The sequence below is a fragment of the Amycolatopsis sp. MJM2582 genome, from assembly GCF_000754115.1.
In the GTDB taxonomy this organism is placed as follows: Bacteria; Actinomycetota; Actinomycetes; order Mycobacteriales; family Pseudonocardiaceae; genus Amycolatopsis; species Amycolatopsis japonica.
The window spans coordinates 1-13,384 of the sequence record NZ_JPLW01000005.1; the positions used below are offsets into that span (position 1 = coordinate 1).

Below are 13,384 nucleotides of genomic sequence, written 5' to 3' on the forward strand. Positions count from 1 at the left end.
GCCTGCCGGGCATGATCAACCTGATGATCAAGGCCTGCGACACCGATCTCGCGGCGCAATCGCCCGGCTCGCTGGACAAACTGCTCTCGGGTGACATCCCGGCGCTGTCGCGGGTCATCACGCAGCTTCAACGCGAGGCGCTGCCGCAGGACGTGCTCGACAAGATCACGGAGGCCGCCAAGTCGCGGACCGTGCCGGTCCTCGGCATCACCGGGACGGGTGGTTCCGGCAAGTCGTCGCTCACCGACGAGCTGATCCGCCGGTTCCGGCTGGACCAGGAGGACAAGCTCCGCATCGCCGTGCTCGCCGTCGACCCGTCGCGCCGCAAGGGCGGGGGAGCGCTGCTCGGCGACCGCATCCGGATGAACTGCCTCGACGGCAGCCCGGTCTACTTCCGGTCCCTCGCCACGCGGACCACCAGCGGCGAGATCCCCACCGGGCTTTCCGAGTCCATCCTCGCCTGCAAGGCGGCGGGTTTCGATCTGGTGATCGTCGAGACGCCCGGCATCGGCCAGGGCGACGCCGGCATCGTCGACTACGTGGACCAGTCGCTGTACGTCATGACGCCGGAGTTCGGCGCGGCGTCGCAGCTGGAGAAGATCGACATGCTCGACTTCGCCGACGCGGTGGCGATCAACAAGTTCGAGCGCCGCGGCGCCGAAGACGCCCGTCGCGACGTCGCGCGCCAGCTGGTGCGCAACCGCGAGGCGTTCAGCTCTTCGCCCGAGGACATGCCGGTCTACGGCACCAGCGCCGCGAAGTTCAACGACGACGGCGTCACCGCGCTCTACCAGCACCTGCGCGACACCCTCGCCGAACGCGGGCTGACCGTGTCGGCCGGTGTGCTCCCGCACGTCGAAGGCAAGGTCTCCACCGACGCCAGCACGATCATCCCGGCCAACCGGACGCGCTATCTCGCGGAGATCTCCGAGACCGTCCGCGGTTACCACGCCAAGACCGAGCAGCAGGTCGCCGCGCTGCGCAAACGCGAGCACCTCGCCGCCGCCAAGGAGGCGCTGGCCGCCGTCGACGCGAGCACCGACGCGCTCGACGGCCTGCTCGCCGCCGCCGAGTCCGATGTGGACGGTGAATCGACGAATCTCCTGGCGCGCTTCCAGGAGCTGGCCGAGTCCTACCGTGCCGACGAGCTGGTCGTGAAGATCCGCGACAAGGAGCTGCACACCCAGCTCTGGCGCGACACGCTGTCCGGCAACCGGATCCCGCGCGTGGCGCTGCCGCGCTACACCGAATCCGGCGAGCTGCTGTCGTTCCTGCGCCGCGAGCACCTGCCCGGATACTTCCCTTACACCGCGGGCGTCTTCCCGTTCAAGCGCGAGGGTGAGGACCCGGCGCGCATGTTCGCGGGCGAGGGCGACCCGTTCCGGACCAACAAGCGGTTCAAGCTCCTCTCGGCCGATTCCGACGCGAAGCGCCTTTCGACCGCCTTCGACTCGGTGACGCTGTACGGGCACGACCCGCACACCCGCCCCGACATCTACGGCAAGGTCGGCACCTCGGGCGTCTCCATCGCGACGCTGGAGGACATGGAGGTGCTCTACGACGGCTTCGACCTGACCTCGCCGAGCACGTCGGTGTCGATGACGATCAACGGCCCGGCGCCGACGATCCTCGCGTTCTTCCTCAACACCGCGATCGACCAGCGGATGGCGGCGTTCAAGGCCGAGCACGGCCGCGAGCCGTCCGAAACTGAGGCCGCCGAACTGCGCGAGTGGGCGCTGCGCAACGTCCGCGGCACCGTGCAGGCGGACATCCTCAAGGAGGACCAGGGGCAGAACACCTGCATCTTCTCCACCGAGTTCAGCCTGCGCATGATGGCCGACATCCAGGAATGGTTCATCGAGCACGGCGTCCGGAACTTCTACTCGGTGTCGATCTCCGGCTATCACATCGCCGAGGCCGGGGCGAACCCGATCTCGCAGCTGGCGTTCACCCTGTCGAACGGTTTCACCTACGTCGAGAGCTACCTCGCGCGCGGGATGGACATCGACGACTTCGCGCCGAACCTGTCGTTCTTCTTCTCCAACGGCATGGACGCCGAGTACTCGGTGCTGGGCCGGGTCGCGCGCCGGATCTGGGCGGTCGCGATGCGGGAGCGCTACGGCGCCAACGAGCGCTCGCAGAAGCTCAAGTACCACGTGCAGACCTCCGGCCGGTCGCTGCACGCGCAGGAGATGAGCTTCAACGACATCCGTACCACGCTGCAGGCGCTGTGCGCGCTCTACGACAACGCGAACTCGTTGCACACCAACGCTTTCGACGAGGCGATCACCACGCCGTCGGAGAGCTCGGTGCGGCGCGCGATGGCCATCCAGATGATCATCAACAAGGAGTGGGGCCTGTCGAAGAACGAGAACCCGCTGCAGGGCTCGTTCATCATCGACGAGCTGACCGACCTGGTCGAAGAGGCCGTACTGCTGGAATTCGACCGGATCTCCGAGCGCGGTGGGGTGCTGGGCGCGATGGAGACCGGCTACCAGCGCGGCAAGATCCAGGACGAGTCGATCCTGTACGAACGCCAGAAGCACGACGGCACGCTGCCGATCATCGGCGTCAACACCTTCCGCAACCCGAACGGCGGCGAGAACGACGTCGAGGTGGAACTCGCGCGGGCGACCGAGGACGAGAAGCGTTCGCAGCTGGAGCGGCTCGAGGACTTCCAGCGCCGCCACCACGCCGAGGCGCAGGTCGCGCTCAAGACGCTGCGCGAGGCCGCGACCCGCGGCGGCAACCTGTTCGGTGTCCTGATGGACGCGGCGCGGGTGTGCTCGCTGGGCCAGATCACCGAGGCGTTCTTCGAAGTGGGCGGGCAGTACCGGCGCAACGTCTAGCGGCACGGGAATATCGCGGCGCGTGTCCGGGTAGTTGCTGGACATGGAGATCGGAATCGCCACCTTCATCACCGATGAAGGCATCAGGCCGGACGTCCTCGCCGCGGCAGCCGAAGAGCGCGGCTTCAGCTCGCTCCACATCGCGGAGCATTCGCATATCCCGGTCAGCCGGGAAACGCCGTACCCGGGCGGCGGCGAACTGCCGCGCGTGTACTACCGGACCCTGGACCCGTTCGTCGCGCTGACGGCGGCGGCCGGGGCCACGTCGACCCTGAAGCTGGGGACGGGCGTCGCGTTGCTGCAGCAGCGCGACGTCATCCACACGGCGAAGGAGGTCGCTTCGCTGGATCTGGTCTCGCGGGGCCGGTTCGTCTTCGGCGTCGGCGTCGGCTGGAACCGGGAGGAAATGCGCAATCACGGCACGGATCCGCGCACCCGCGGCGCGCTCGTCGACGAGCAACTCGCCGCGCTGAAGGAGATCTGGACGAAGGACGAGGCCGAATTCCACGGCGAGCACATCGACTTCGACCCGATCTTCGCGTGGCCGAAGCCGGTGCAGAAACCGCATCCGCCCATCTACATCGGCGGCGCGGGGCAGAAGGCGATGGAGCGGATCGCCAAGTTCGGCGACGGCTGGCTGCCGCACGCGCACACCCCGCCGGAGGAGCTCCGCCGGGCACGTCAGTGGCTGGCCGACCAGGGACGCGAGGACATCAGGTTCTCGGCCTTCGGTGCCACGCCGGAAGAGGACGCGCTGGGCAGGCTCGTCGAGGGCGGCGTCGACGAGGCGACGCTCTTCCTGCCGACCGAGCCCGAAGCGGCGACACTGGACCGACTCGACCAGTTCGCGAAGGTCGCCGAGAGCTTTCGAAAGGGGCAGCAGGCGTGACTGAGGTTCAAATCGGCTTGGCCGCGGCGTTGGAGCAGTTCTCCCCGCGCGAGTCGATCCGGCTGGCCGCGCTGGCCGAACAGCACGGGTTCTCCGGCCAGATGGCGGCCGACCACTTCCAGCCGTGGGTCCCTCAACAGGGTGAAGCGTCGTTCGTGTGGAGCGTGCTCGCGTCGTTGGCGGAGAACACCACGGGCGACCTCGGGCCGGGCGTGACGTGCCCGTCGTTCCGGCTGCACCCGTCGATGGTCGCGCAGGCCGCGGCGACGCTGGAGGCGACCTATCCGGGCCGGACGTGGCTCGGTATCGGGTCCGGCGAAGCGCTCAACGAGCACATCATCGGCGGCTACTGGCCCGAAGCGCCCGAGCGGGTCCGGCGGATGTTCGAGGCGCTGGAGGTCATCCGGAAGCTGTTCACCGGCAAGGACGTCAAGCACAGCGGCGAGTTCTTCAAACTGCACACCACCCGGCTGTGGACGCTGCCGGACGAGCCGCCGCCGATCTACATCGCGTCGGCCGGGCCGTACACCTCGCGCAAGACCGGTGAGCTCGCGGACGGGCTGATCACGCCGGGCGCGTCGATCGAGAAGCTGGCGGGGATCCTCGACAACTTCGGCACCGGCGCGCGCAAGGCGGGCAAGGATCCGGACTCGATGCCGAAGCTGCTGCAGGTGCACCTGTCGTGGGCCGAGGACGACGAGACGGCGTGGGCCAACGCGCTCGACCAGTGGCCCAACGGCGGCATGAAGTTCCCGAAGGCCGACATCCGCTCGCCGTTCGACTTCGCGCAGATGGCGAAACTGGTGCGGCGTGAGGACTTCGAGGGGCGCATGGTCGTGTCGTCCGATCCGGACGTGCACCGCGCGGCGCTGCAGAAGTACGTCGACGCCGGCTTCAACCGGATCTACATCCACAACGTGGGGCGGAACCAGGATCAGTTCATCGAGACCTTCGGGCGGGACGTGCTGCCCAAGCTGACCGCCTGACGCGCGCTATGAACGGGACGTTCCTTGCAAATTTCGCAAGGAACGTCCCGTTCATGGCGTTCAGACGTTCTTGTCCAGCAGCAGGTGCACCGACAGCTCCAGCCGGTTCGCGACGTCGGCCGCCGACGCGCGCCGGGTCACCCAGGCGACCAGGTTCGCCATCCAGACGTCGGCGATGACGTGGAAGATGTCGCGATCGGCCTCGGTCGGGTCCTCGATGCCCATGGCCTTGGCGAACATGTTCTCCATCAGCCGCCCGACCTGTTCGACCTCGGCGGCCGCGGTCGTGTCGGCGAACATGAACGCGCGGACCATCGCCTCGGTCAGATGCGGATCCCGCTGCATCAGCCGCGTGTTGCGGCCGAGGACGAACATCAGCCGCTCGCTCGAGGTGTCGCCAGGGATGGCGGCGCGGTCGAGTTTCTCCTGCGCGCGCTCGAATTCCCTGGCCAGCCCGGAAACCAGCAGGTGGATCTTGGAGGGGAAGTAGCGGTACAGCGTGCCGAGCGCGACGTCCGCCTTCTCGGCGACCGCCCGCATCTGGACCGCGTCGTACCCGCCCTTCGCGGCGAGCGTCAGGGTCGCGTCGATGATGCGGCGCCGCCGGTCGCGTTGGGCCGCGGAGCCGAGTTCCTCGCCGCCCAGTGCGGAGAGACCGTTGCCGCTTCGCGCCTTCGCGCTCGTGGGTGCCTTGGCCTTCCCTGGCATCGCCACGTCCCCCTTCGTCGGAACTTGTTCCACTTTCCTCACGTAGCGTACCTAAGCGGACGAACTGTTCAAGACGTGACCCACTGGGCAAGAAACTGTAACACGTTCTACACTCGCGGGTAGGTCCGGCGAGGAGGTCTCACCCGTGTCGATCGCGCTCACCGAAGAACAGGCGGCCCTGGCCGCGTCGATCCGCGCCTGGGCGACGTCCGCTCGTCCCGTCGACGCCGTCCGAAGTGGCCGGATCGCCGAGCCGCCGCCAGGACTGGCGGAGCTCGGGCTGTTCGGCGTGGCGATTCCCGAAGACGTCGGCGGCGCCGGCGGCACGCTCGCCGATCTGGCCGCCGGGCTCGCCGAAGCAGCCGAAGCACTCGTACCCGGCCCTGTCCTCGGGACGGCGTTGGGTGGGGCGTTGCTCGCGACGGTTCCCCAGACCGCCAAGGAGATCCTGCCCGGTCTCGCCGACGGGACCGAACGGCTGGCGGTGGTGCTGGGCGGCGGTTTCCGTGTCGCGGACGAGGTGGTCGACGGCGAATCGGGACCGGCTCTCGATGTTCACCCGTCGGCGTGGACGCTGGTCTCCGACGGCACGGTGTCCGCGCTCATCCCGCCCGGAGCGTCCGGAATGGACATCCGGCAGGGCGAGCCGTTCGACCTCTCGCGGCCGGTCGGCCGCGTCCGATGCGAGAAGGTGCGGCCCGAAGCGGTTTTCGAGGCGTTGCCGGTGGATGCCTACGCCGCCACGCTCGGTGCCGCCGAAGCCGCGGGAATCGCTCGATGGTGTCTCCGGACGGCCGTCGAGTACGCGAAGGTGCGAGAGCAGTTCGGCCGTCCTATCGGGTCGTTCCAAGCGATCAAACATCTGTGCGCGGAAATGCTGTGCCGGGCCGAAGCCACCGACGCGCTCGCGTGGGACGCGGCGAGGGCGGCTGAAGATCCCGCGCAGCACTCCCTCGCGGCCGCGACGGCCGCGGCCTACGCGCTCGACGCGGCCGTGGCCAACGCGAAGGACTGCATCCAGGTCCTCGGCGGCATCGGATTCACCTGGGAGCATGACGCGCACTTCTACCTACGCCGCGCCGTCGCCCTGCGGCAATGGCTCGGCGGTTCCGCCCGCTGGCGCCGTCGCGCGGCCGAACTCGCGCTGCGCGGTGACCGCCGGACCTTGAGCGTCGACGTCGGTGAAGACGCCGAACTCCGTGACGTGGTCAGCGAAATCGCCGCTCTTCCCGAGCCGGAACGGCGGGTCGCACTGGCCGATTCGGGACTGCTGGCCCCGCATTGGCCCGCGCCGTACGGCAGGGGCGCCACGGCCGCCGAGCAACTGCGGATCGACGCCGCGCTCGACGACGCGGGGGTCCGCCGTCCGGATCTGGTCATCGGCGGCTGGGCCGTGCCGACGTTGCTGGAACACGGTTCCCCGGCGCAGCGCGAACGGTTCGCCGCACCGACTTTGCGCGGCGAGATCACCTGGTGCCAGCTGTTCAGCGAGCCCGGGGCGGGTTCGGATCTCGCGTCGCTGCGCACGACGGCCCGCCGTGCCGACGGCGGATGGCTGCTCAACGGCCAGAAGGTGTGGACTTCGCTCGCGCGCGAAGCCGACTGGGCGATCTGCCTCGCGCGCACCGACCCGGACGCGCCGAAACACCAGGGGATCACCTACTTCCTGGTCGACATGACCGCCGACGGGATCAGTACGCGGCCCCTGCGCGAGATCACCGGCGACGCCGTCTTCAACGAGGTGTTCCTCGACGACGTGTTCGTCCCCGACGAGATGGTGGTCGGCGAGATCGACGGCGGCTGGCGGCTCGCGCGGACGACGCTGGCGAACGAACGGGTCGCCCTCGGGAGCGGTTCGGCGGTGGGGGAGGGCGTCGAAAACCTGCTCGCCACCCTGGGCGACGACGCCGACCTGGAGGAACTCGGCGCGCTGATCGCCGACGGGAGCGCGTGTTCGGTGCTGGACCTGCGGGCGACGTTGCGGCGGCTCGACGGGCAAGACCCGGGCGCCGAATCGAGTGTGCGCAAACTGCTGGGCGTGCGGCATCGGCAGGCGGTGGCGGAGTTCGCGCTGGAGTCGCTCGGTGAGCGCGCCCTGGTGGACGGTGACCCGGCGCAGCACGAGTTCCTGCTGACCCGGTGCCTCAGCATCGCGGGCGGGACGACCCAGGTGCTGCTGTCGCTGACGGCCGAGCGGTTGCTGGGGCTGCCGCGGTCCTGAAAGTCCCTGTCACGCCGGTTCCGAGTGTCATGAAAGGGCCGTTCAGGACGTTTCGTGTCCTGAACGGCCCTTTCATGACACCGCCGCCCGGGAGATGTCGGTCCGGTGCTCTAGCGTGCGGGGCGTGGAGTTCGGCACAGGAACCCAGGCCACCTTCGTCCCCTCGGATCCCCCGCGGGACGGAGTGCTGGCGCTCTGGGGAGACGGCGTAGCGGGTGACACCGCGATCGAACTCGTGCTGCCGGTGGGGAAGGTCTTCCGGCGCACGAAGGTCGACGCGGCACTCGTCCCGTTGTCACGCGCGATTCCGCGGCTGCTCACCGCGGAGGGTGAGCTGAGCCCGGCCATCGCCGCGTGGTCGGCCGTCGCCGAGGCCGGCGTGAACCTCATCGCCCGCGGCAGGTTGCTGCCCGCGGCCTCACCCGGCGGGGTGGATTCGTGGCGGGTCGGCCCGCTCGACGTCGCCGACGAGGAGATGCTGCGCGGGCTCGCCGCCGCGCTGCCTCCCGAGGCGCACGCGCTGCCGTTGTCCGGACTGAAACGGATCCGGCTGCATTCGCCGGAGTCGTTGATCCGCGCGCTCTGGGACGCGACGGCGGACGTGCTGGTCCGCACGCCCGCCGCGAGTGTGGCGGCGGGCGGTCCGGCGTTCGCGGCCGCGGAGCCGACATTGGTCGGGCCGGACGGCGCCGCGTGGTTGGCGGAACTGAGTGCCCGGCAGGCCCAGGGCGCGCATCTCGTCCTGCGCATGGAGGTGCACGAACCCGAAAACCCCGAAGACGAGCCCACGTTCGAGGCCGTCCTCGCCGTGCGGAGCGCCGCCGACCCGAGCCTGATCGTCGAGGCGGCGACACTGTGGGACGCGCCGGAGGCGGTGCTGGAACGCATGGGCGAGCAGGTCGAGACGCAGCTGCTGCTCGGCCTGCGCCGGGGCGCCAGGGCGTGGGCGCCGCTCGGCCGCATGCTCCAGACCGCCGCGCCGACCGGGCTGGCGCTGGACTACGACGAGGTCGTCGACCTGCTGACCCACGGCGACGCGGCGCTGGGCGGTGCCGGCATCGAGGTGCAGTGGCCGAAAGACCTCTTCGCGGGCGAGCTCAAGGCGAAGGCGAGCGCGACGCAGGCCCCGGGCAGCGTCACCGGGCCCGAGTTCACGCTCAAGAGCCTGCTGCGGTTCCGCTGGCGGATGAGCCTCGGCGACGAAGACCTCACCGACGCCGAGGTCACCGCGCTCGCGGAGGCGAAGCGGCCGCTGGTGCGGCTGCGGGGCAAATGGGTCAAGGTCGACGCGCGTCTGATCGCCAAGGTGCGCGCCCACCGGGCGAAGAAGCTGTCCGGGGCCGAGGCGCTGGCCGCGGCGCTCACCGGCGAACTGGAGCTGGACGGCGAAAAGGTCGAGTTCACCGCCCCGTCGGCGTTGACGGGGCTACTCCAGCGGATCCGCGACAGCGCGGCGGAACCGATCGAGCAGCCCGCCGAACTGAAGGCCACCCTGCGGCCGTACCAGAAGGCCGGGCTCGCCTGGCTGGCGACGATGACCGGGCTCGGTCTCGGCGCCTGCCTCGCCGACGACATGGGGCTCGGCAAGACGATCCAGCTCATCTCCCTGCACCTGCACCGCCGCCCGCGCGGCGATGGGCCGACGCTCGTCCTGTGCCCGACGTCGTTGCTGGGCAACTGGGAACGCGAATTCGCCCGGTTCGCGCCGGACATCCCGGTGCGCCGGTTCCACGGTGGCGGGCGGCATCTCGACGAGGTCGCGCCGGACGAGGTCGTGCTCGCCACGTACGGGGTGCTCCGCCGCGATCGCGAAGCACTGTCCGAAGTGGACTGGGGGATGATCGCCGCCGACGAGGCGCAGCACGTGAAGAACCCGCTTTCGGTCACCGCTAAGGAATTGCGGAAGATCCCGGCCGCCGCGAAGGTCGCGCTGACCGGGACACCGATGGAGAACCGGCTCACCGAATTGTGGTCCATCATCGACTGGACGACGCCGGGGCTGCTCGGTTCGCTCGACGGGTTCCGCCGCAAGGTCGCCCGCCCGATCGAGCGGGACCGGGACACCGCGGCGACCGAACGGCTCGCCGCGACCGTCCGTCCGTTCCTGTTGCGCCGCAAGAAGACCGACCCGGACATCGCTCCCGAACTCCCGCGCAAGACCGAGACCGACCGGTTCGTCCCGCTCACCGCCGAGCAGACGACGCTGTACGAGGCCGTGGTCCGGGAGAATCTCGCGATGATCCGCGAGCTGGACGGGGTGGCCCGGCGTGGGCAGGTGCTCAAACTGCTCACCGAGCTCAAACAGATCTGCAACCACCCGGCGCAGTACCTCAAGGAACCTGGCGTATTGCACGGCCGGTCCGGCAAGCTCGCCGCGTTCGAAGAGCTGCTCGACGTCATCCTCGACGAGGGCGACAGCGTGCTCGTGTTCAGCCAGTACGTCCAGCTGTGCCGTCTGCTGGAGAAACGCCTGGCCGAACGCGGTCTGCCGACGATGTTGCTGTCCGGATCGAGCACGCCCAAGGTCCGGGAGGACATGGTCGCCCGGTTCCAGGCCGGTGAGGTCCCGGTCTTCCTGCTCTCGCTCAAGGCGGGCGGGGTCGGGCTCAACCTGACCAAGGCCACCCACGTGATCCACTACGACCGCTGGTGGAACCCGGCCGTCGAGGACCAGGCCACCGACCGCGCGTACCGGATCGGGCAGGACCGGCCGGTCCAGGTGCACCGGCTGATCGCCGAAGGCACGCTCGAGGAGCGCATCGCCAAGGTCCTGGAGACCAAACGCGGGCTGGCCGACGCGGTCATCGGCGCCGGCGAGGACTGGATCACCGAGCTGTCCGACGACGAATTGGCCGATCTGGTCCGGCTCGGGGAGCCGTGATGCCCGGCGCGACAGGGCGGAAACGGCGCACCTTCGGCAACACGTGGTGGGGCAAGGCGTGGGTCGAGGCGCTGGAGGAACGCGCCAAACTCGACCCGAACCGCCTGCCGCGAGGCCGGACGTACGCGCGCAAAGGCACCGTCAGCAAGCTCGCGGTCGGCGCGGGGGAGGTGACGGCCTGGGTGCAGGGCAGCCGGGCGGTGCCGTACCGGGTGACCATCCACATGCGGGCGTTCACCGAGCCGCAGTGGGAGAGCCTGCTCGGCATGGTCGGCTCGCGGCTCGGGCACGTCGCCGCCCTCCTCGACGGCGAACTGCCCGCCGAGCTGGCCGAGGACGCGCGCAGCGCCGGCGCGGATCTGCTGCCCGGCCCCGGCGATCTGCGGCCGAAGTGCTCCTGTCCGGACAGCGCGAACCCGTGCAAACACGTGGCCGCGGTGTACTACCTGGTCGCGGACGAGGTCGACGCCGACCCGTTCGTGCTGTTCCTGCTGCGCGGCAGGCCGAGGGAGGCCGTGCTCGCGGAACTGCGGTCCCGCCGCGCGCCCGCGGGCGCGCCGGGCAAGCGGGTGCGCGCCCCCGCCGCGCCCGGGGTGGATCCGAAGCGGGCCTACACCCGGCGGATCGCCGCGCTGCCGCCGCGATTGGCCGTCCCGGGCACGGTCGGCCCGCCCGCGGTCCTCGACGTCGACCCGCCGCATCGCACCGGCTGGAGCGGGGAGATGTTCGTCGAGCTGGCCGCCGATGCCGCCGCGAGGGCCTGGGAACTGCTGGTCATGGGGCCCGAGCGTGAAGCGGAGCTGTCGTTCGAGGAAGACCTCGCGCGCCGCGCGGCGGCGAGCGAGCCGCACCTGATCGCCGAACTCGCCGAAGCGGCCGGGGTGGCGGTGCGGGATCTGGCCCTGTGGGCGCAGGCCTGGCGTGAGGCGGGCCGGGGCGGGATGGCGGTGGTCCGGGAGACGTGGCCGCCGGGGCAGGCGCCGCTCGCCCAGGCCAAGGCGGACCTCGCCGAGTCGGGATTGCCGGGAGAGCCCAAGATCTGGCGGAACCGCATCACCCAGGGCGATCTGCAACTGCGCTACGGCCGCGACGAACGGTGGTACCGCTTCGTGCGCGACGGCGAGGGCTGGCGGGTCGACGGCCCGTCCTCCGCCCGGCCGACCGATGTGATCTACCCGCCCTGACCTCGCCGCGAGTCGTCCGTCCAGACACGCGTGTCGTCCGTCTGATCACGCGAGTCGTCCGGCCAGTCACGAAAGACCGCCAGTAGGTGTCCAGGACACGGTTGGTTCTAACGGTCCTTGCCGTTCACGAGACCCGCCCCACCGCGCCGCTGGCCCGCTCGCTCGCCCCTCAAGTACATGAAGGCCCCCTTCCTTGCGCTAGACGCAAGGAAGGGGGCCTTCATGTACTTGAGGAAGGTGTGGAGGGTCCTTCACACGCGGCCGTTGTGACTGCTGGTGCCACTGAGGCTGCGGTGGCGATCGCGTAGTCCGTGAAGGCCTCCTTCACTACCTTGAGGGTAGGCAAGGAGGCCTTCACGGACGGGGCCGCGGTCAGCCGGAGCGGCGCCGCCAGGTGCGGTAGCTCCACTCCAGGAACCGTTCCACCCCGCGCACCACATGGGCGCTGCGGATCGAGGGGAAGACGTCGAAGGCGTGCTGCGCGCCGGAGATCTCCGCGTACGCGACCTCACGCTGGGACTTGTCCCGCAGGCGCCGCACGAATTCGCGCGCCTCACCCACCGGCACCAGCGAGTCGTGGACGCCGTGGATGACGAAGAACGGCGGCGCGTCCTCGGTGATGCGGTCGAGCGGGGACGCCGCGATGTAGTCGTCGAGGAAGTTCACCGGATCCCGGTCCGCCTCGAAGACGTGCCGGGCGATGAGCGTCTTCAGCCGGGTCTGGCTGGAGCGCCGTCCGCTGGTCGCGGCGAAGTCGTACACACCGTAGTGCGGGGCGCACGCCTGGATGCTCGTGTCGGCTTCGGTGAAGCCGGGCTGCAGCGCCGGGTCGTTGGCGGTCAGTGCCAGCAGCGCGGCGAGATGCCCGCCCGCGGATCCGCCGGTGACGGCGATGAAGGACGGGTCGCCGCCGTAGGTCACCGCGTTGTCCCGGATCCAGGCCAGCGCGCGTTTCGCGGCGACGATATGCGCGGGCCAGCGGGCGGCGGGGGAGAGCGGGTAGTTGATCGCGACGCAGATCCAGCCGCGTTTGGCCATGTGCAGCATCAGCGGCAGGCCCTGCTGGTCCTTGTTGCCGATCACCCAGGCGCCGCCGTGCACCTGCAGCAGGATCGGCGCGCCGGTGACCGGTTCACGCGGGGCGTAGATGTCGAGCAGGAACCGCTTCCCGCCGGGCGCGTAGGCGACGTTGCGTGTCCGCCGGACCTCGGGGTCGCGCATGCGGAACGGCATGGCCAGCTGGCCCCACGGCGTCGCGAGGTCGGTCGGGCTCGGCGGGTGTTCGAGTTCGTCGGCGTACGCCTCGCCGATGCCTTCGGTCAGCGCGGTCTCGATCTCGTCGCGCGCCCGCTGGGACTGGGCGATCAGCGTGCCGAGCCCGGCCGCCGACGCCGCCGCGAGGGCGAGCCCCGTTTTGCTCGACGCGCCGCGGTGCCGGGCGACGTGCGCCGCCGCGTCGGCCGCGGTGAGCGCGAGCAGATGCGGGGCGAGCTCCCCGGTGAGCCAGCCCGCGAAGAACGCCGGGACCGCCGTCCGCGCGCCTCTCGGCGGCTTCAGCGCGTTCGCGGTGAGCGCGAGCTGGAGTGCCTGGCGGACGACGAAACTCGGCTGCATGGCCACCGATCCTACCGCTGGGTGACCGCCTAGAACGGGTTGCAAAGTTCAC

General features: G+C 70.2%; 8 protein-coding genes. 6 read left to right on the forward strand and 2 right to left on the reverse strand.

Features of this window, described 5'->3' with window-relative positions:
* The 3 genes from icmF to ED92_RS27825 form a co-directional block, all read left to right on the forward strand.
* On the forward strand, positions 1-2,849 hold a 2,849-nt coding region (gene icmF, locus ED92_RS27815), incomplete at its 5' end, for a fused isobutyryl-CoA mutase/GTPase IcmF (RefSeq protein WP_037343524.1).
* Positions 2,850-2,892: 43 nt separating this feature from the next.
* A complete protein-coding gene (locus ED92_RS27820) occupies positions 2,893-3,738 on the forward strand; it encodes an LLM class F420-dependent oxidoreductase (protein WP_037343527.1) in 846 nt (281 codons plus the stop codon).
* Positions 3,735-4,724: a TIGR03557 family F420-dependent LLM class oxidoreductase gene (locus ED92_RS27825; RefSeq protein ID WP_034322416.1), complete on the forward strand. Its 990-nt coding sequence runs from the start codon at positions 3,735-3,737 to the stop codon at positions 4,722-4,724. The genes ED92_RS27820 and ED92_RS27825 overlap by 4 nt, the downstream gene beginning before the upstream one ends.
* 60 nt (positions 4,725-4,784) lie before the next feature.
* Here ED92_RS27825 and kstR read toward each other — a convergent pair whose 3' ends face one another.
* Positions 4,785-5,432 carry a cholesterol catabolism transcriptional regulator KstR gene (gene kstR, locus ED92_RS27830; protein ID WP_037344473.1) on the reverse strand — a complete coding sequence of 216 codons (648 nt, stop codon included), beginning with the start codon at positions 5,430-5,432 and terminating at the stop codon, positions 4,785-4,787.
* A 145-nt stretch (positions 5,433-5,577) separates the two neighbouring features.
* Here kstR and ED92_RS27835 point away from each other — a divergent pair, with 145 nt between their 5' ends.
* The 3 genes from ED92_RS27835 (at position 5,578) to ED92_RS27845 (ending at position 11,718) form a co-directional block, all read left to right on the forward strand.
* The gene (locus ED92_RS27835) at positions 5,578-7,653 is read left to right on the forward strand and encodes an acyl-CoA dehydrogenase (protein ID WP_037343530.1); all 2,076 of its coding nucleotides are present in this window, start codon (positions 5,578-5,580) and stop codon (positions 7,651-7,653) included.
* Positions 7,654-7,747: 94 nt separating this feature from the next.
* The gene (locus ED92_RS27840) at positions 7,748-10,534 is read left to right on the forward strand and encodes a DEAD/DEAH box helicase (RefSeq protein ID WP_369797435.1); all 2,787 of its coding nucleotides are present in this window, start codon (positions 7,748-7,750) and stop codon (positions 10,532-10,534) included.
* Positions 10,534-11,718 carry an SWIM zinc finger family protein gene (locus tag ED92_RS27845; protein ID WP_037343534.1) on the forward strand — a complete coding sequence of 395 codons (1,185 nt, stop codon included), beginning with the start codon at positions 10,534-10,536 and terminating at the stop codon, positions 11,716-11,718. Before ED92_RS27840 ends, ED92_RS27845 begins: the two co-directional genes overlap by 1 nt.
* 372 nt (positions 11,719-12,090) lie before the next feature.
* On the opposite strand, the gene ED92_RS27850 is transcribed toward ED92_RS27845, so the two are convergent.
* Entirely contained in the window at positions 12,091-13,332 is a 1,242-nt protein-coding gene (locus tag ED92_RS27850; protein WP_037343537.1) for an alpha/beta hydrolase, read from the reverse strand.
* Positions 13,333-13,384 lie beyond the last annotated feature (52 nt).